Raw genomic sequence first — 18,580 nt, 5'->3', positions numbered from 1 at the left:
TTTCCGCATAGAAACATCGTAATAGTCGTTCGAGTTTGATCCACCGCGGTCCTTGAAACCGCGAGCGGAGGATGGAATGCCAGCCGTACAAGAGACGGTCGAGCGCGTGAAGCGCATCGACGTCGACCAGTATCGTTATGGGTTTGAAACCCTGATCGACTCCGAGAAGGCCCCGAAGGGGCTGTCGGAAGACATCGTAAAATTCATTTCCGGAAAGAAGAACGAGCCCGCCTGGATGCTCCAGTGGCGGCTCGAGGCCTATCGGCGCTGGCTCACCATGACCGAGCCGACCTGGGCGCGCGTCGAGTATCCCAAGATCGACTTCCAGGACATCTACTATTACGCGGCGCCGAAGCCGAAGAAGACGGTCTCCTCGCTGGATGAGATCGATCCGGAGATTTTGAAGACCTACGAGAAGCTCGGCATTCCCTTGAGGGAAGTGGCGATGCTCGAAGGCGTCGAGCCGAAGCCCGGTGAGGAAGACCCGGCCCGGCGCAAGATCGCGGTCGATGCGGTCTTCGACTCGGTGTCGGTTGCGACCACCTTCAAGGCCGAGCTGAAGAAGGCTGGCGTGATCTTCATGCCGATTTCGGAGGCGATCCGCGAGCATCCCGAGCTCGTGCAGAAGTATCTCGGCTCCGTGGTGCCGACCTCTGACAATTTCTACGCGACGCTGAACTCGGCAGTGTTCTCCGATGGCTCGTTCGTCTACGTGCCGCCGGGCGTGCGCTGCCCGATGGAGCTCTCGACCTATTTCCGCATCAACGAGCGCAACACCGGCCAGTTCGAGCGCACGCTGATCATCGCCGATAAGGGCTCCTACGTCTCCTATCTCGAGGGCTGCACGGCGCCGCAGCGCGACGAGAACCAGCTGCACGCCGCCGTGGTCGAGCTCGTCGCGCTCGACGACGCCGAGATCAAGTATTCGACGGTGCAGAACTGGTACCCCGGAAACTCGGAAGGCAAGGGCGGCATCTACAACTTCGTCACCAAGCGTGGCGACTGTCGCGGCAACCACTCCAAGATCTCCTGGACCCAGGTCGAGACCGGCTCGGCGATCACCTGGAAATATCCGAGCTGCATCCTGCGCGGCGACAATTCGAGCGGCGAGTTTTACTCGATCGCGATCTCGAACGGTTTCCAGCAGGTCGATAGCGGCACCAAGATGATCCATCTCGGCAAGAACACGTCGAGCCGGATCATTTCCAAGGGCATCGCGGCCGGCAAGTCGCAGAACACCTATCGCGGTCTCGTCACCGCGCATCGGAAAGCGACCGGCGCCCGCAACTTCACCGCCTGCGACTCGCTGCTCATCGGCGACAAATGCGGCGCGCACACCGTGCCCTACATCGAGGCCAAGAACTCCTCGGCCACCTTCGAGCACGAGGCGACGACCTCGAAGATCTCCGAGGACGTGCTGTTCTACTGCGTCCAGCGCGGCCTCAGCCAAGAGGAAGCCGTCGGCCTCGTCGTCAACGGCTTTGTGAAGGACGTGCTCCAGCAGCTCCCGATGGAGTTCGCAGTGGAAGCGCAGAAGCTGATCTCGATCTCGCTTGAAGGGTCGGTCGGTTAATTGCCGGCTCTCGCGGCGCGCTTCGGCGCTCCCTGGATCATTTGAATAGACTGGAAACCAATATGGCTTTGCTTGAAGTGAAAGACCTGAAGGTTCGTGTTGAGGAACGTGAGATCCTCCACGGACTGACGCTGACCGTGAACGAAGGCGAGGTGCATGCGATCATGGGGCCGAACGGCTCCGGCAAGTCGACGCTCTCCCACGTCATCGCCGGCAAGCCCGGCTATGAGGTCACCGACGGCCAGATCCTGTTCAAGGGTGAGGACCTCCTGGAGATGGACCCCGAAGAGCGCGCCGCCAAGGGCGTGTTCCTGGCGTTCCAGTATCCGGTCGAGATCCCCGGCGTCGCCACGATGAACTTCCTGCGCACGGCGCTCAACGCGCAGCGCAAGGCGCGCGGCGAGAGCGAATATTCGACGCCGGACTTTTTGAAGAAGGTCCGCGAGGTCTCGAAATCGCTGAACATCCCGCAGGACATGCTCAAGCGCGGCGTCAATGTCGGCTTCTCCGGCGGCGAGAAGAAGCGCAACGAGGTGCTTCAGATGGCGTTGTTCGAGCCGAGCCTGTGCATTCTCGACGAGATGGATTCCGGTCTCGACATCGACGCGCTGCGAATTGCCGCCGACGGCGTCAACGCGCTGCGTTCGCCGAAGCGCGCGATGGTGGTGATCACCCACTATCAGCGCCTGCTGAACTACATCGTACCGGATTTCGTGCACGTGATGTCGAAGGGCCGCGTCGTGAAGAGCGGCGACAAGCAACTGGCGCTGGAGCTGGAGGAGTCCGGCTACACCCAGTTCGAGGACGCGGCGTAAGGGATTTTGCGATGAACGTTGCTTTGGTCAAGACCGGGACCGGCCGCGCGGTGAGCGATCTCTTCACCAGCGCCGAAGGCCGGCTGCCCGGCTCGCCCGCGGTCATAGCGGTGCGCCGCCAGGCCTTCGAGACCTATGAGCGTCTCGGCCTGCCGCACCGCCGGCTCGAAGAATGGAAATACACCGATCTGCGCGCACTCGTCGGCGAGGTGCTGCCGCTTGCGGCCACCCCCGACGCCGCGGCGCTGTCGCGCGCAGCCGAGGCGGTGAAGGCGCATGGCTTCGCCGGCGCCCGCAAGCTGGTACTGGTCGACGGCATGTTCGCGGCCGACCTGTCCGACGTGAAGGCGCTCGCATCGGAAGTCAGCGTCAAGACGCTGCGCGAAACGCTGGAGAAGGAGTCCGGCGACCTGCTCGCGACCGCCTCGACGGACGCGATGATTTCTTTGAATGCGGCGATGGCGACCGACGGCGTCGTGGTGTCGATCGCGGACGGTGCGCAGCTTTCAGCTCCGATCCAGATCATCCACATCGCGACCGCCGCCTCCGCGTCCGCCTTCACGCGCTCGCAATTGCGAATCGGGAACGGCGTCCGCGCCACCATCATCGAGAGCTTCGTCGCGGCTGGCGCTGCGGCCTACCAGGTCAACGACGCCGTGCTGGTGACGATCGGCGACAACGCCGATGTCGCGCATATCCGCCTGATGGATGATGCGCCTGACGCCGTGAACATCACCTCCGAGATCATCACGGTCGGCGCGAATACGAAGCTCAACTTCTTCAACATGACGACCGGCGGCGCTGTGAGCCGCCTGCAGGGCTTCATCACGCTGGCAGGCGAGGGCAGCGAGCTCGCGGTCAATGGCGTGAACCTCCTGAAGAAGACCGAGCATGGCGATTCGACGCTGGTCGTCGACCACGCCGTGCCCCATTGCACCAGCCGCGAGATCTTCCGCGCCGTGATCGATGATCGCGCGCATTCGGTGTTCCAGGGCCGCATCATCGTCCGCCCCGACGCACAGAAGACCGACGGCAAGATGATGACGCGGGCGCTGCTGCTCTCGGACGAGGCTGAGGCCGACAACAAGCCCGAGCTCGAGATCTTTGCCGACGACGTCTCCTGCGGCCACGGCGCGACCGCCGGTGCGCTCGACGACAGCCTGCTGTTCTATCTGCGCGCCCGTGGGTTGCCCGAGAAGGACGCTCAGGCGCTGCTGATCCAGGCCTTCGTCGGCGAGGCGATCGAGCAGATCGCCGATGATGATTTGCGCGAGCACGTGATCGGCATTGCCGAGCGCTGGCTGGAGCGGCGGTCATGAGCACGCATCCGGCGGTCCTGAACGGTTCTTATGACGTCGCGCGGGTGCGCCAGGATTTTCCGGCGCTCGCCATGCAGGTCTACGGCAAGCCGCTGGTCTATCTCGACAACGCGGCCTCGGCTCAGAAGCCGCAATCCGTGCTCGACCGCATGACGCAGGCCTATACGAGCGAATATGCCAATGTGCATCGCGGCCTGCACTACCTCGCCAATGCGGCGACCGAGGCCTATGAGGGCGGCCGCGCCAAGGTGGCGCAGTTCATCAACGCGCCCCGACCTGAGGAAGTGATCTTCACCCGCAACGCGACGGAGGCGATCAACCTCGTCGCCTCGTCCTGGGGTGAGCCCAATATCAAAGAGGGCGACGAGATCGTCCTCTCGATCATGGAGCACCACTCCAACATCGTGCCCTGGCATTTCCTCAGGGAACGCTACGGCGCGGTGATCAAATGGGCTCCGGTCGATGATGAAGGCAATTTCCTGATCGACGAGTTCGAGAAGCTCTTGACCGCGAAGACCAAGCTCGTCGCGATCACGCAGATGTCGAACGCGCTCGGCACCATCGTGCCGGTCAAGGACGTGGTGAAAATCGCGCACGCCCGCGGCATTCCCGTGCTGGTCGACGGCAGCCAGGGCGCCGTGCATATTCCGGTCGACGTCCAGGACATCGGCTGCGACTTCTATGTCTTCACCGGCCACAAGGTCTATGGGCCGACCGGCATCGGCGTGCTCTGGGCCAAATACGACCACCTCGTCGCGATGCGTCCCTACAATGGCGGCGGCGAGATGATCCGCGAGGTCTCCCGCGAAATCGTCACCTATGGCGATCCCCCGCACAAGTTCGAGGCCGGCACGCCCGCGATCGTCGAGGCGGTCGGGATTGGCGCGGCCATCGACTACGTCAACTCGATCGGCAAGGAGCGCATCGCCGCCCACGAGCACGATCTCCTCACCTATGCCCAGGACCGCCTGCGCGAGATCAACTCGCTGCGGCTGATCGGCACCGCGCGCGGCAAGGGCCCGGTGATCTCCTTCGAGCTGAAGGGGGCGCACGCCCACGACGTCGCCACCGTGATCGACCGCCAGGGCATCGCGGTGCGCGCCGGCACCCATTGCGTGATGCCGCTTTTAGAGCGGTTCAACGTGACCGCGACGTGCCGGGCATCGTTCGGCATGTATAATACAAGGGACGAAGTCGACCATCTGGCACATGCGCTTTTGAAGGCGCGGGATTTGTTCGCATGAGTGACACGGCCGAAATCAAAGCCAATCCGATGGAGACGCATTCGGCGCTGCCGCCGGAGGAGACCGAGCGTCTGACGCGCGAGATCATCGCGGGGCTCAAGACCGTGTTTGATCCGGAAATTCCCGCCGACATCTACGAACTCGGCCTGATCTACAAGGTCGAGATCAAGGACGACCGTTCCGTCGACGTCCTGATGACGCTGACGACGCCGAATTGCCCGGCCGCAGGCGAGCTGCCGACCATGGTCGAGAATGCGGTTGCCAGCGTTCCCGGCGTCGGCGTGGTCGATGTCAAGGTCGTCTGGGAGCCGGCCTGGACGCCGGAACGCATGAGTGACGAGGCGCGCCTCGTCCTCAACATGTGGTGACATCAATCAGGCTCTTGCACATCCGGCATTGAACTTGCTCCGCAACGGACCAAATGACTGACATGACCCAGGCTTCTCCAGTTTCGACTCCCAAGCCGCGGCGGCCGCGTCCGCAGGTGATGCGGCTGACGGATGCTGCCGCGCAGCGCATCATCGAGCTGACGCAGCGTGCGGACTCCGAGATCGTCGGCTTGCGCGTCGGCGTGAAGAACGGCGGCTGCGCCGGGCAGTCCTACACCGTCGAATACGCCCACGAGATCCGCCCGACCGACGAGGTCGTCGAGGACAAGGGCGTCAAGATCCTGGTCGATCCCAAGGCCGTGCTGTTCCTGCTCGGAACCGAGATGGACTACAAGGCCGACAAGATGCAGGCCCAGTTCGTCTTCAACAACCCCAATCAGATCTCCGCCTGTGGCTGCGGCGAGTCGGTCGAGCTGCGGCCGGCCAAGGTCGAGGGGTAGCCCCGCTCTCGCCATTCACTCCGCTGTCGTCCTGGCGCAAGCCAGGACCCATACCGCGTGATTTCTCGTGGGTGACAGGTCTCAGTACCGGCGCTGGTACAACTAGCGGTCTTCGCTAAACTGCTCCCTGGGGTAATGGGTCCTGGCTTTCGCCAGGACGACCATGCGGAGAGAGCGTGCCGATGGACCGCGAATTCCTGATCGACCTATTTGCCGATTTCGGCCCCGTCACCATCCGCCGGATGTTCTCCGGCTACGGGATCTCCGCCGACGGCACCAATTTCGCGCTGGCTCTGCGCGCCGGCCTGTTCCTCCGCGCCGATGAGCAGACGATCCCGAGCTTCGAGGCCGAAGGCTCAGCGCCGTTCCAGTACCAGACCCGCGCCAAAACCGTGATGGTGAACTCCTACTGGCAGTTGCCTGCACGCCTGTTCGACGATTCCGAGGAGCTTGCGGAGTGGGCGAGGGCCGCGCTCGCCGCCGCCCAGCGCGCCAAGGTGAAGAAGCGGCCCAAGGCAAAGAAGGCGACAAAGAAGGCGGTGAAGAAGGCCGCCAAGCCTGCGAAGAAGGCGCTGGTGAAGAAGCCGACCAAGAAGGCTGCGGTTCGCAAGCGCGCGAAGCGGAAGGCGTAGCTCTAACCATTCGTCATTCCGGGCTCGCGGCTTCGCCGCGTCCCGGAATGACGGCGGTGAATAAGGCTCAAGCCACCTGGCCGCGCCTCTCGACGCTGTATTCCGGGTCGGTCTCGCAGATCACGCGGTTGCGGCCGTTGCGCTTGGCGGCGTAGAGGCAGGCATCGGCGCGCTCGATCAGGGAGTCGGTGTCGTCGCCCGGCTTCACCATGGAGACGCCGACTGAGATCGTGACGCGGCCAAGGATCTCACCGGTCGATTTCTTCTTCAATTCCTTCGCCATCACGGCGCGGCGGATGTGGTCGGCGACCGTGAGCGCCTGGCGCAGCGCGGTGTTGGGCAGCACGACCGCGAACTCCTCGCCGCCGTAGCGCGCGGTGATGTCCTGGCCCTTGATGGTTTGCTTCAGTGACAGGCCGACGAGCCGCAGCACTTGGTCGCCGGTGAGGTGGCCATAGGAATCGTTGAACGACTTGAAGTGGTCGATGTCGAACAACAGCAGCGACAGCGGCTCGCCGCTTGCGAGCGCGTTCTGCACGGCCATACCGATCATGCGATCGAAATATTTGCGGTTGCCAAGACCAGTGAGGGGATCGGTCAGGCTTTCGGCGCGGATCGCCTCGAGGCTCTGCTGGAGATTGCTGATCTCGTTCGCGGACAAGGTCAGGCGGTCCTCCAGCGCCTTGTTGGTCTCGCGCATGTCGCGCGTCGCATGGAGCAGCGTGTCCACGATCGCCTTGATCTGGTCGCGGTCCTTGGCGGTCGACAGCTTTGCGGCGGCGCCTGACAGGCTCGCATCATAGGAGGCGGACATGCCCAGCGCTTCGGTGAGCACCTTCATCACGTCGTCGATCTCGCCGATGACGCGCGCGCCGACCTTGTCGATGCGGTCGGTGGTCTTGATGTGGGAGAGATAAGTCTCGTAGATCTGCTCGAGATCGGCTTCGGTCAGCTTGCCGTTGCGCGCCAGCGTCTCGTTGATGATCTTGTTCAGCGGGGCGTTGTAGCCGGTGGCGTAGACGTACCAGATCTCGTAGTTGCGGGGAATTGCGGTCTGCTTGAGCGATCGGATCTGACCGAGGGCCACCTCGGCGAACGCCATCGTGCGTTCGTGTTCGTCGAGCACCTTGACCACAGAACATCCCCAGAGCAGCCGGTGCGCCTCCGACTGCAGCAATACTTAAATTATGGTCTCAGGCTAAAGGACGATTCTGAACGGCCGGTAAACGGCCGTTCCCTGGAGCATGATCCGGACCCGAAGGGCCGCGTCAGCGCAAAGTGTGTCGCGATTTTCCCTCGCGACAAACGCGGGACGCGTTTGCGCGGAGATCACGCTCAGACAAACAACCTAAAGCGCGGCGCGCTTTAGGCGCCGGCGGGGGAACGAACCGGTCGCAACAGAAATGCCGGCAGATGCGAATGATCGCCGGGCTCGCTGTCGGCCTCGCGCTGCGGACGGCGGGGCTCGGGCCGGCCGATCGAGGGCACATGCGACGTATTGGCCTGCTGGCGCGAGCCGTGGCGCGGCTCAGAGGCGTGCCTTGCTTCGCGCGCAGGCTTTGCCTCGCGTGAAGGCTTGGGCTCACGTGCAGGCTTGGGCTCGCGTGCAGGCCGCGCTTCCGCTGCTGGCCTTGCGTCCGAGGCGTGCCGCGCGTCACCACGCTGCTCATGGCCGCCGCGACGCGACTTGCCGCGACCGCCGCGCGACCGCTCCCGGCCACGCTGCTCGCGCGAACGCTCGGTTGGCTCGGCGGACTCGCTGTGGACCTCGAACTCGCCTTCGGCGCGCGGAATGTTCTGGCCGATCAGCTTTTCGATCGCGGCCATCGACTTCTGGTCGAGCGGCGTCACGATCGAGATCGCGGTGCCGGTGCGGCCCGCGCGTCCCGTGCGGCCGATGCGGTGAACGTAATCGTCGGGATGATGGGGAACGTCGAAATTGAAGACGTGGCTGACCTCGGGGATATCGAGGCCGCGGGCGGCGACGTCGGAGGCGACCAGCAGCGGCAGCTCGCCCTTGCGGAACTGATCCAGCGCCGCCATGCGGGCCGGCTGATCCATGTCGCCGTGCAGTGCTCCGACACTGAAGCCGTGCTTCTGGAGCGATTTGTGAACGATCGCGACCTCGCGCTTGCGATTGCAGAAGATGATCGCGTTCTTGAGATCCTTGGCCTCGCGCAGGAGGCGGCGGAGGAGTTCCCGCTTCTCATGCGCCTCGCGTCCGGCGGGGACCTGGGACTGCGTGACTGTGACGGCGGTGGTGGCGGGCTTGGAAACTTCGACCTTCTGCGGATTGTGCAGGAAGGCTTCGGTGATGCGCCGGATCTCCGGCGGCATGGTCGCGGTGAAGAAAAGGGTCTGCCGCGTGAAGGGGACGAGCTTGCAGATGCGCTCGATGTCGGGAATGAAGCCCATGTCCAGCATGCGGTCGGCTTCGTCGATGACGAGCAGCTCGACGCCGGTGAGCAGGAGACCGCCGCGCTCGGTATGGTCGAGCAGGCGGCCGGGGGTCGCGATCAGCACGTCGACGCCGCGCATCAGCTTGGCATCCTGGTCGCCGAAGGAGACGCCGCCGATCAGGAGGGCGACGTTAAGCTTCTGGCCGGCGCCGTAGCGGTCGAAGTTCTCCTTGACCTGGGCGGCGAGCTCGCGGGTCGGCTCGAGGATCAGGGTGCGCGGCATGCGTGCCCGGGCGCGACCCTTTTCGAGGATGGTGAGCATTGGCAGCACGAAGGCCGCGGTCTTGCCGGTGCCGGTCTGGGCGATGCCGAGCACGTCCTTGCGTGCGAGGACGTGAGGGATCGCCTGTTCCTGAATGGGGGTGGGGTTGGTGTAACCGGTGGCCGCCACTGCGGCGAGGACTTTTTCGGATAGTCCGAGATTTGAAAAGGACATTGAGCCTCTAGTCGAAACCGCCGTTCGGAATCGAGGGTAATTTAAGGCTGTCGCGCTCCACCCCGAAACGGCGCGCTCTCAAAGAAGCTGGGGGTGCTGACCTACGCGAGCAAGGCTTTGCGCGAACAACGCGCCAAACTCAGGAATCGCGTTTCGATACCGAGCCGCGTTGCCCGGAACATAGGGGGGAATCGGCCAAAGTCAATGGAGCGAGCGCGGGAAGGCTCTTAAAAACCTAGCGTTTTTGCTCAAATTGCGGGCGAAGTCGGGCTTTTCGCCCGATCGCCGGCCGGGCGACCGGGGGGAGGCCAGGAAGGCGGCTAACGCTTCTCGGCCGCCTGCGCCCGGAAATCGCCTGGCGGCAGCCCGTAAGCTGCGTTGAAGACCCGGTAATAGGTCGCAAGGCTTTCGAAGCCGCAGGCGGTGGCGACGTCGGCAATCAGCCGTTCCGGCGCTTCGCGCAACAGGCGGCGGCTCTGGGCCAGGCGTTGCTCGGTCACGGTCTGGGAGAAGCTCTTCTCCGCCATTTCGAACAGCATGTGGAGGTGTCGCAGGGACACCCCGAGCCAGTCGGCGACCATCGCCGGGGACAACCGGGGATCGTTCAGGTGGCGGACGATCAGGCGGCGCGCCAGCGAGAGCCGGCCGATCCGCAGCGCGTATTGTCCGCGGCGGCCGCCGGGCCTGACGATGCCGCGCTCGATCAAGGCGAGACAGGCCAGCGCCTCCACCAGCGGTTTGGCGTGGGTAGTCTCGTCCCCGCCGGCGAGTTCACCGAGTTCGGCAAAGGCGGCATCGAGTAGGGGGGCCAGCGCAGGGTCGCCGAACGGCTTTGGCGTGAGGTCGCGAGCGCGACTGTCCTGCGCCGGGACGCCGGCCACGGGGATCTTCAGGATCCTCAGGTGAAAGCCGGCGGCGCCGAGCGGCACGGTGCGATAGGGCAGGTCGGTATGGCTCGTGGCAAACCTGCCATTTTCGATTGCAAAATCGCTGCTGCGCATGCCGCCGAACCAGCCGCCGCCGCCGAGCTGCTGGTAGACGCAGATGCTGTCGCTGGCCGCGTCCGCAATGTCGGCTTTGCTACGCTCGACCTGGTAAGGTGAGGCCTTGAGCTCGACGAGGCCGGCACCGCCGACCTTGCGCAGCGTGAACTCGCCGGAGAAATCCGCGCGCTGCTCGCGGGCGAGTTCCGCGGTGACGCCGAACAGCCCCTTGGCGCGCACCTCCCGCCAATAATCGAAGCGGTCCTGCGGCTCGACCTCGTCGGTGCACCAGCGATACACGGAAGACCCTCGGGTAGATAGGTAATGCCGCTTAAGCAAAAGCAGATTCCGCTCAGGCCGGCCATAGGACAGATCGCGCGGGGGCATCCCGCTGGGCGCTTGCCTCGCCTTCTTGAAGCCCTGCCATGAACCCCTGACATGGCTCGGCCGACTATGACATCAGTGGCCGCAGGAACCCAACTGACCCTTCCTGCAAACGGGGATTTTTCGATGACGCGCAGGCTTCTTTCGGTTTTGGCGGCCCTTGGCATCATCGCCAGTCTGACGGCGCTCGCAGCCCCCGCGCACGCCGACAAGCGCGTCGCGCTCGTGATCGGCAACAACGACTACAAGAACGTTCCAAAACTGCTCAAGGCCGTCAACGACGCCCGCACCATGGGCGATACGCTGAAGCAGCTCGGCTTCTCCGTGATGGTGGCCGAGAACCAGAGCCGCCAGCAGTTCACCGAGACGCTGCTTGCCTTCGACAGGGCGATCGAGCCGGGCGACACCGCGTTCTTCTTCTATGCCGGCCACGGTTTCGAGATCGCGGGCCAGAACTATCTGCTGCCGACCGACGTGCCGGCGGCGACCGAAGGCCAGGAAGAGCTGGTTCGCGATTCCTCCATCCTCGCCGACCGCATCATCGAGCGCCTCCAGAACAAGAAGGCGCGCACCTCGATCCTGGTGTTCGACGCGTGCCGCAACAATCCGTTCGAGCGGACCGGAACGCGCGCGGTCGCCGGCGGTGGCGGGCTCGCGCCCATGACGCAATTGCCGGAAGGCGTGTTTTCGGTGTTCTCCGCGGGCCCGCGCCAGACCGCGCTCGATCGCCTCTCGAACGATGACGCCAATCCCAATTCGGTGTTCACGCGCACGTTTGCCAGGGAGCTGTTGCAGCCCGGCGAGAACCTCGTGCAGGTGGCGCAGCATACGCGGCGGCTCGTCAGCGAGATGGCCGACACCGTCAAGCACAAGCAGGTGCCGGTCTATTTCGACCAGATGGTCGACGACGTCTTCCTGAGCGGCGCGGCCAAGGCCGCGGCCGACGCCGCGGCACGCCCGGCCGATCCGCCGGCGCAGAAGGTCGCGGCGCTGCCGCCGGTCTCGGCGCCGCGCGTGCCGAAGGAGGAAGCCACCAACGCGCCGATCGCGAGCTTCTCGCGCCACAACGGTGGCTGGTCGGTGACGTTCTCCTTCGCAGATCCCACGCTCGGCATTTCCTGGCGCATGGCAGGCCAGGGCGACTTCCGCGAGACAGGCTTCATCGACACGCTCGATCCGCGCACCCGCAAGCGGCTGCCGAACCCCTCGATCGAATTGCCGCCGGATGCGCCGGCCGGCACCATCGAAGTCCGCTATGTCGATGCCTCCGGCGATATGCAGGGCCCGTTCCCGATCAAGTTCGAGCCCGAGGCTGCGCTGCTCCGCGACCAGCGCAAGATCCTCGACATGACCGCGACGAGCTGGCTGTCGTTCCGTGAGTTCAATGGGCTGCTCGTCTATTACACGCACCTCGTATCCTATCGCTGCGCCATCCGCGAGGTCCGCATCGGCATCGACACCGCAGTCCCCAACCAGGTGCTGAAGATGCCTGCCTGCGACATGCGCGACCCCACAGCGATCTCCGCCGGCATGCCGCTCTACATGAAGCTCGCGCCGTCGACGCAGGTCGTGTCGGTGGAACTGACTTATCGCGATGGCAGCGTGTCGGAGATCAAGAGCTTCCGGACCGCGAACCGCAGCAACAATTGAGCGCCGAATGCCTCAGACGGGCGCAGTCAGGTATCGTGCGTAGATATCCGCACGCCTGTCTGTCGCGAGCCCGACATAGCTTCTGTAGCGGGCAACGTCATCAAGGTCGATTTCCGCGCGTACGATGTCCTCGTCCTCCGTGGTGGACTGCGCGAGAATCTTGCCGTCCGGCGCAACGATGATGCTTCGGCCCATGAAGGCGCAACTGCCCTGCCTGCCGGCGCGGTTGCAACTGAGGAAGAAGACGCCATTCTCGGTCGCGCGCGTGTAGGCGCGGTGCGTGAAGATCTGCTCGTCTTCCAGGGGCTTGTCTTGCGGGCGGAACGACGCCCAGATATTCGTGACGATCTGAGCGCCTTGCACCATGAGTGCCCGCGTCAATTCCGGAAACCGGATGTCATAGCAAATCTGCATGCCGATCGGCCCCAACATCGTCTGCTGCACCGAGATGCTCTCGCCGGCAACGAAGTAGAGCTTTTCCAGATGCCAGCGATGAATCTTGTGGTAGGTGCCGAGCACGCCGTGAGGGCCAATCAGGACCGACGCATTATGCATCACGCCCTGCTGCACCGGATGACGGAGGGCCAGCCCGACGACAACATGGAGGCTGTGCTCACGGGCGAGGTCGCACAGCGACGTGATGAAGGGGCCGTTCTCGGGTTCGGCGGCCTGGAATAATCGGAGGGCATATTGTTCGGCTCCGCCGGATTCCGGGCTGAAGGGGGCGCCGGGCGTCACCGGCTCCACGTATCCCGTGTTCGACAACTCCGGGAATACGATCAACTGCGCGCCTGCCTTTGCCTCCGATCGCATCACTGCCTGCATTCGCTCGAGATTCGACGCCGGCTCCAACACTTGGACGTCAAATTGAATCAAGCTCACGTTTACTTTGCCGGTCATCGCTTGTCCGTTCTCCTGTCGCGGGCCCAGCGATCCGCGCGTGTCGTTCTCTGCTGGCGTTCAGCCGACATCAATGGGCTCTTTCAGGAGCAAGCGGAAATACGCGACGGGTATCCAGCCGCTCATAGGGCAGGAGCCGCAGGTCGGCGACGCCGTGGTCCGGCGTATCCACGATCATGATTTCCTCCGCCAATCCCTCATAGAACGCACGGAAATGGGTCTTTGAACGAAGCACGATGATGTCGAAGTCTTCCGGACGCAACCCGAATACTCCGAATGCATCGCCGTCGACCGCGAATGCAAAAGCGCTGACGACACTCACCGACACGCCATCGACGTCAAGCAACGCCGTCATTCCCAGATCGACAGGCATGCCATGCATGTAGGAGCCCGTCACGCGGTACGATTTCGGGCCTGCCCACTGCACGCGCGCAGTGATGTCCAGCGTCGGCCCTGCCTTCTCGGAGCTGTGGCCGCCAAGCCTTAGGTTCACCAACGCACCAACCCCGGCCTCGAATGCCTTCTGCGCTGCGGCCGCATCCCAGAGAAAGGGCACGGCAGCCCGCGAGACGCCGCGCTTGAGCAGCTCCGCCAGCAGGTACGTTGAGTCGTTCATTCGGTCTGCGTGCTCGACCAGGACGTAGGGGCGCCCCTGCGTCCTGCGCGTCGTCAGGCCTGTGCACGCGCGCGAGACCGCTGACTCTGCGGTGTAGACTTCGAAGGGCCCGGAGAGTGCATGCCGCTCGCTCCAGATCCGTTCCGAAAGATGGTCTGCGATCGCCTGGGCGCGCGCGGGGTCGCCGTCGGTGACGCACAGCACCGAAAAGCCGGCATTGTGCGCGTCTGCATAGGAAAAGCCGGCCATCAGCGAAATGTCGGTGTAGCGCTCGCTGTCACGTTGGATGCGCTGGCCTTCCTCGATGAGATCCGCCAAGGGGCGCAGCGCAGTCGCGCTGAAGATCGACGGGACGAGCACGCCCGGCTTGGCGATCGCCCATGTTGGCGAAATCTCTCCACGCAGTGTGCGGAGCATGCAGATGGCGGCACGGCGTCCCGTGTCGCCCGTATCGGTATGCGGCGATTTTCGATAGGCGAACGCCGCGGTCGCGTTTTGCAGCGTGTTTGCATCGATGTTGCCATGGTAGTCCAACGCGACGATCAAGGGCTTGTCTTGCCCCAGGGCGGCACGCACCGTGTCGATGATGAAGCGCTCGGGGTCCGGATACGAAGCCGTCCAGCACGCCCCGTGGAGGAAAAGCAGCACGCCGTCCAGGTCGGACAAGACGCGGACGCCCGAAGCCATCTCGTCCGCGTAGCGTCTGACGGCCTCATCGGCGGCCGGACCCACGGCGCCGAGGGCCGTGTGGACGAGCGGAGCCAACGCCACGCTCGCCTGTTCGCAGACCTCGATGAAGCCGCCCATCACGGTGTTTGTGCCTCGGAGCTCTTCGACGATTTGATCCCCACGCAGGGCCACCTGCTCGAAATCGTCCCAGGTCGAGACGGCCGGCAGGAAACTCACAGACTCAATATGGAATCCGGCGATAGCGATCCGAAATGGCTTGTGCATGCTGTGCCTGGGGCCGGAAGGGATTGGAGGCTCGTGGACCATAACGCTTCCCTAGGCCGAGACGACATGCCGGGCCATCAGGTGCCGCGGAATCGCAAAGATCAGCGCGGCCGCGGCGAACAGCGCGATCGCCAGCAGCGAGACGCCGGCCGTCATGCTGCCCGTCAGTTGGCTCAGGACGCCCAGGACGGCTGGACCGGCGAAGCCCGCGCTGGCCGCTCCGATATTGACCAGACCGGCGCCGCTGGCCGCGGCCGTTCCGGCAAGCACGCGTGAAGGCAGGCTCCAGAACATGGCCAGCGTGCACTGGATGCCGGAGATGCCAATTGTCAGGCACAAGAGGGAGAGCGCCGGCGCGTCTCGCGTCGTCACACTCGCCACCAAGGCGGCGCCGCCAACGATCAGGGGCGCTGCGGTATGCCAGAGCCGCTCGCCGGTCTTCACTGAGTGGATCGAATTGAGCTGCATGGCACAGGCGGCGATCAGGTAGGGCAGTGCGGTCACCACGCCGATCTGGAAGTTCGTCAGCCCGCCGATCGACTTGATCATGCTCGGCATCCAGAAAACGAGGCCGTAATTGCCGAGGTTATAGAGAAACGACGTCGCGAACAAAATCCACAGCGTCGGCTCACGCAACGCTGGCCATAAGCTCGTTTGCTTGTCCTTGGATTCCTGAGCGAGTTCTCGCTGCACCAGGGCCTTCTCGTCGTGCGACAACCATGCGGCATCGTCCGGCCGCTCGACGATCGCCCTGATCGAGACGAGCCCGAGCAGGATCGCCGGGAGTCCTTCGAGCAGGAACATCCATTGCCAGCCTTTCAGGCCGTAGCCGCCATGGGTGACGTCCATGATCCATCCGGACAACGGACCGCCGAGGATCACGCCGAGGGGCAGGGCGAGGAAGAGCAAGGACATCACCTTGCTGAGCCTGAATGAGGGAAACCAGACACTGAAGAAGGCGATCACGGCGGGGAAGAAGGCTGCCTCCGTGATTCCGAGCAGGAACCGAAGCACGTAGAAGCTGGCTTCGTCCCGCGTCAGCAAGGTGGCCATGGAGACGAGCCCCCATGAGATCATCGACGCTGCGATGCACTTCCTCGGGCCGTAGAGCTGAACCAGGTAGCCGGCGGGCACCTGGAGCAGGAGATAGCCGATAAAGAACAGGCCTGCACCGAGGCCATAGGCGGCCTCGCTCAGACGCAAATCGTTGACCATGCCGAGCTTGGCGAAGCCGACGTTCACCCGATCCAGGTAGCCAAAGAAGTAGCAGACGAGGATGAGCGGCATGATGCGAAGCACGATCTTCCGGTAGATCGCATCCGCCTCGGCCACGTAGGCTGATGCAGTGGTGGCGATCGGCACGGGCGACGCTAGTTGCTGCTGGGTGGGCATCGATGCTACCTGTTCCCTTTGGTCTGGCTAATCCCCCAGGATCGTAGAAACCGCCGACTTCGAGGTCCAATGCGGGTTCGCTTGCGACTGATGAGACTCCCGCATGAAAGTCGAGAACGCTGAACTCGAAGCCTTCGTGATCGCGGCAGAGCTGCTGAATTTCCAACGTGCAGCCGAGAAGCTTCATCTGACCCAGCCCGGCCTGTCGCGCCGGATCCAGAAGCTGGAGCAGACGCTGGGTGTCGAACTGTTCAGCCGCACCACCAGGTCGGTGGTCCTCACCGGAGCTGGACGCCACTCCCTTCCGATGGCTCGCCAGCAGATCAACAACCTGAACGGGATGCTCGATTCAATTCGCGAGGTCGCCGAAAGGCGTTTCGGCAAGATTCGGGTGGCCAGCATTCCGACCGTGGTCTGCCAGGCCTTTCCGCCCCTGCTGAGGACCTTCACCGAGCGGCATCCGAACGTCGGCGTGCAGGTCTTTGACGGTAACCAGGACTTTGTCGTTCGCCAGGTCTTGTCGGGGTTGGCCGAATTCGGGGTCGGCGTGGATCCGGGGCCCGACCCCGATCTGACATTCGCACCGTTGCTAGCAGACCGCTTCGTCCTGGCCGTGCACAAGAACGACGCGCTGGTCGCTCGCCAGGAGGTCGCGCTGCAAGAGCTACAGGCGATGCCAAAGGTTCGGCTCATGATTGGCGGGCGCGATAGCGGCAACAGGCTCCTGCTGGAGGTCTTGCTCGGAAATGCTGCTCTGAAGCTGCGGTGGTTTTACGAAGTCGAACACGTCTCCTGCATCATCGAGCTCCTGGAAGCGGGCGTCGGCTGCGCCATCTTGCCGGCAATGGCCCTACCGACACATCCCGGCTCCAATATCCGGTCAGTTCCCATCTCCGCTCCCGAGATCAAGCGGACTGTCGGCGTCATTCGCCACCGGTCCTTGAGCATCTCGCCGCTGGCCAGTGAGTTTCTCGATCTCGTCACTCGGCATCTTAGTGCCGAGCCTGCGCTATAATCATTGTTGCGCATCGAACCACCGCCGAGGACCGGATCATGAACGCTAACGGGCCAGAACCGCCAGCCGCACCTCGCTCCATGAAAGTTCGCTGCTGCATCGTCGGCGGCGGACCCGCGGGCATGATGCTCGGCTATCTCCTGGGGCGCGCCGGCATCGACGTCGTGGTGCTGGAGAAGCACGCGGATTTCTTTCGCGATTTCCGTGGCGACACCGTGCATCCCTCGACGCTCCAGGTGATGGACGAGCTTGGCCTGATCGACGGCTTCCTGAAGTTGCCGCATCAGCGCTTGCAGACGCTTGACGGCATGTTCGGCGGCACGCCTGTGCGCATCGCCGATCTCCGCCGGCTCGACACCAAATACCCGTTCATCGCCTTCATGCCGCAATGGGACTTCTTGAATTTCTTGCGCGAGAGCGGTCAGCGTTTTCCCTCGCTCAAGGTGATGATGAGCACGGAGGCAACCGACTTGATCCGGCGCGGTGAGGCGATCGCCGGCGTGCGCGCGACGACGCCGGAGGGCCCGATCGACATCGAGGCGGATCTGACCATCGCCTGCGACGGCCGTCATTCGACGGTGCGCCAGCGCGCGGGCCTCGCGGTCGAGGAGATCGGCGCGCCGATGGACGTGTTGTGGTTTCGCGCCGGACGGCGGTCGAACGAAACCGAGAACGTGTTCGCACGCGTCGAGCCCGGCAAGATGATGATCACGTTCGACCGTGGCGAGTACTGGCAATGCGCCTATGTCATCGCCAAGGGGCAGTTTGACGCGGTGAAGGCGAGGGGGCTGCAAGCGCTGCTCGACGATGTCGTCCGCATGGCGCCGATCCTTTCATCCGGAATCTCCGACGTGAAGAGCTGGGACGACGTCAAGCTTCTCACCGTCGCGATCAACCGCCTCAGCCGCTGGACGCAGCCGGGCCTGCTCTGCATCGGCGATGCCGCGCATGCGATGTCGCCGGTCGGCGGCGTCGGCGTCAATCTCGCGGTCCAGGACGCGGTTGCGACCGCCAATCTGCTCGCCGACAAGATCAGGAACGGTTGCCCATCCGAAGCCGAACTCGACGCCGTGCGCCAGCGGCGTGCGTTTCCGGTGAGGATGACGCAGGCGATGCAGGTCGTCGTGCAGAACAAGATCATCAGCGGTGCGCTCAGGCCCGGCAATCAGCCCGTGAAGGCTCCGCTGATCGTGCGTCTCGTTACGGCCTGGCCGTGGCTCCAGAAAATTCCCGCGCGGTTCGTCGCGCTCGGCGTGCGGCCCGAGCACGTGCATTCGCCGGTCGCGCGCGCATCGTGATCGCGTGATGATCTAATAGGGATAACATCGCGTTAAGTCAGCCTGCGCACGTTGCGCACGTGCAACAGCGCGATTGGATTC

Annotated in this window: 16 protein-coding genes; 10 read left to right on the top strand and 6 right to left on the bottom strand. The window is 63.9% G+C overall.

Annotation, left to right across the window (positions count from 1 at the left end; all coding sequences use genetic code 11):
• Positions 1–76 precede the first annotated feature (76 nt).
• The 7 genes from sufB (at position 77) to Q2941_RS12915 (ending at position 6,412) form a co-directional block, all read left to right on the top strand.
• Positions 77–1,573, top strand: coding sequence for a Fe-S cluster assembly protein SufB (gene sufB, locus Q2941_RS12945; RefSeq protein ID WP_027524596.1), 1,497 nt, complete (start codon positions 77–79; stop codon positions 1,571–1,573).
• Between the two features lie 62 nt (positions 1,574–1,635).
• The gene (gene sufC, locus Q2941_RS12940) at positions 1,636–2,388 is read left to right on the top strand and encodes a Fe-S cluster assembly ATPase SufC (protein ID WP_027524597.1); all 753 of its coding nucleotides are present in this window, start codon (positions 1,636–1,638) and stop codon (positions 2,386–2,388) included.
• Positions 2,389–2,399: 11 nt separating this feature from the next.
• Positions 2,400–3,707 (top strand): Fe-S cluster assembly protein SufD, encoded by a 1,308-nt coding sequence (gene sufD, locus Q2941_RS12935; protein WP_254112290.1) that lies wholly within the window; start codon positions 2,400–2,402, stop codon positions 3,705–3,707.
• Positions 3,704–4,951, top strand: coding sequence for a cysteine desulfurase (locus Q2941_RS12930; protein WP_254112291.1), 1,248 nt, complete (start codon positions 3,704–3,706; stop codon positions 4,949–4,951). The genes sufD and Q2941_RS12930 overlap by 4 nt, the downstream gene beginning before the upstream one ends.
• Positions 4,948–5,319 (top strand): SUF system Fe-S cluster assembly protein, encoded by a 372-nt coding sequence (locus Q2941_RS12925; protein ID WP_027524600.1) that lies wholly within the window; start codon positions 4,948–4,950, stop codon positions 5,317–5,319. Before Q2941_RS12930 ends, Q2941_RS12925 begins: the two co-directional genes overlap by 4 nt.
• Positions 5,320–5,372: 53 nt before the next feature.
• Positions 5,373–5,780 (top strand): HesB/IscA family protein, encoded by a 408-nt coding sequence (locus Q2941_RS12920; RefSeq protein WP_198031809.1) that lies wholly within the window; start codon positions 5,373–5,375, stop codon positions 5,778–5,780.
• Between the two features lie 182 nt (positions 5,781–5,962).
• The gene (locus Q2941_RS12915; protein WP_027524602.1) at positions 5,963–6,412 is read left to right on the top strand and encodes a TfoX/Sxy family protein; all 450 of its coding nucleotides are present in this window, start codon (positions 5,963–5,965) and stop codon (positions 6,410–6,412) included.
• A 67-nt stretch (positions 6,413–6,479) separates the two neighbouring features.
• Here the strand turns inward: Q2941_RS12915 and Q2941_RS12910 are convergent, their stop codons facing one another.
• The 3 genes from Q2941_RS12910 to Q2941_RS12900 all read right to left on the bottom strand — a co-directional run bounded on the left by Q2941_RS12910 (position 6,480) and on the right by Q2941_RS12900 (position 10,590).
• Positions 6,480–7,547: a GGDEF domain-containing protein gene (locus Q2941_RS12910; protein WP_254112292.1), complete on the bottom strand. Its 1,068-nt coding sequence runs from the start codon at positions 7,545–7,547 to the stop codon at positions 6,480–6,482.
• A 230-nt stretch (positions 7,548–7,777) separates the two neighbouring features.
• Positions 7,778–9,307 (bottom strand): DEAD/DEAH box helicase, encoded by a 1,530-nt coding sequence (locus Q2941_RS12905; protein ID WP_458192720.1) that lies wholly within the window; start codon positions 9,305–9,307, stop codon positions 7,778–7,780.
• A 320-nt stretch (positions 9,308–9,627) separates the two neighbouring features.
• Positions 9,628–10,590, bottom strand: a complete 963-nt coding sequence (locus tag Q2941_RS12900) for a helix-turn-helix domain-containing protein (protein ID WP_458192719.1) — start codon at positions 10,588–10,590, stop codon at positions 9,628–9,630.
• A 210-nt stretch (positions 10,591–10,800) separates the two neighbouring features.
• Between Q2941_RS12900 and Q2941_RS12895 the strand changes: the two genes are divergently transcribed.
• Positions 10,801–12,324: a caspase family protein gene (locus Q2941_RS12895; protein WP_254112295.1), complete on the top strand. Its 1,524-nt coding sequence runs from the start codon at positions 10,801–10,803 to the stop codon at positions 12,322–12,324.
• A 12-nt stretch (positions 12,325–12,336) separates the two neighbouring features.
• On the opposite strand, the gene Q2941_RS12890 is transcribed toward Q2941_RS12895, so the two are convergent.
• The 3 genes from Q2941_RS12890 to Q2941_RS12880 form a co-directional block, all read right to left on the bottom strand.
• On the bottom strand, positions 12,337–13,224 hold the full coding sequence (locus tag Q2941_RS12890; RefSeq protein WP_027524607.1) for a carbon-nitrogen hydrolase family protein: 888 nt from the start codon (positions 13,222–13,224) through the stop codon (positions 12,337–12,339).
• Between the two features lie 70 nt (positions 13,225–13,294).
• A complete protein-coding gene (locus tag Q2941_RS12885) occupies positions 13,295–14,794 on the bottom strand; it encodes a M81 family metallopeptidase (RefSeq protein WP_458192718.1) in 1,500 nt (499 codons plus the stop codon).
• A gap of 51 nt (positions 14,795–14,845) precedes the next feature.
• Positions 14,846–16,186 carry an MFS transporter gene (locus Q2941_RS12880; RefSeq protein WP_458192717.1) on the bottom strand — a complete coding sequence of 447 codons (1,341 nt, stop codon included), beginning with the start codon at positions 16,184–16,186 and terminating at the stop codon, positions 14,846–14,848.
• Positions 16,187–16,289: 103 nt separating this feature from the next.
• Between Q2941_RS12880 and Q2941_RS12875 the strand changes: the two genes are divergently transcribed.
• Both Q2941_RS12875 and Q2941_RS12870 read left to right on the top strand, forming a co-directional pair.
• Complete coding sequence (locus tag Q2941_RS12875) at positions 16,290–17,201, top strand: LysR family transcriptional regulator (RefSeq protein WP_458192716.1); 912 nt, start codon at positions 16,290–16,292, stop codon at positions 17,199–17,201.
• 80 nt (positions 17,202–17,281) lie between these two features.
• Complete coding sequence (locus Q2941_RS12870) at positions 17,282–18,499, top strand: FAD-dependent oxidoreductase (protein WP_458192715.1); 1,218 nt, start codon at positions 17,282–17,284, stop codon at positions 18,497–18,499.
• The last annotated feature ends 81 nt before the right edge of the window (positions 18,500–18,580 follow it).

This window comes from Bradyrhizobium sp. UFLA05-153 (assembly GCF_054185185.1).
The sequence above is the reverse complement of the archived record's forward strand: the minus strand, read 5'-3'. Positions and strand labels throughout refer to the sequence as shown.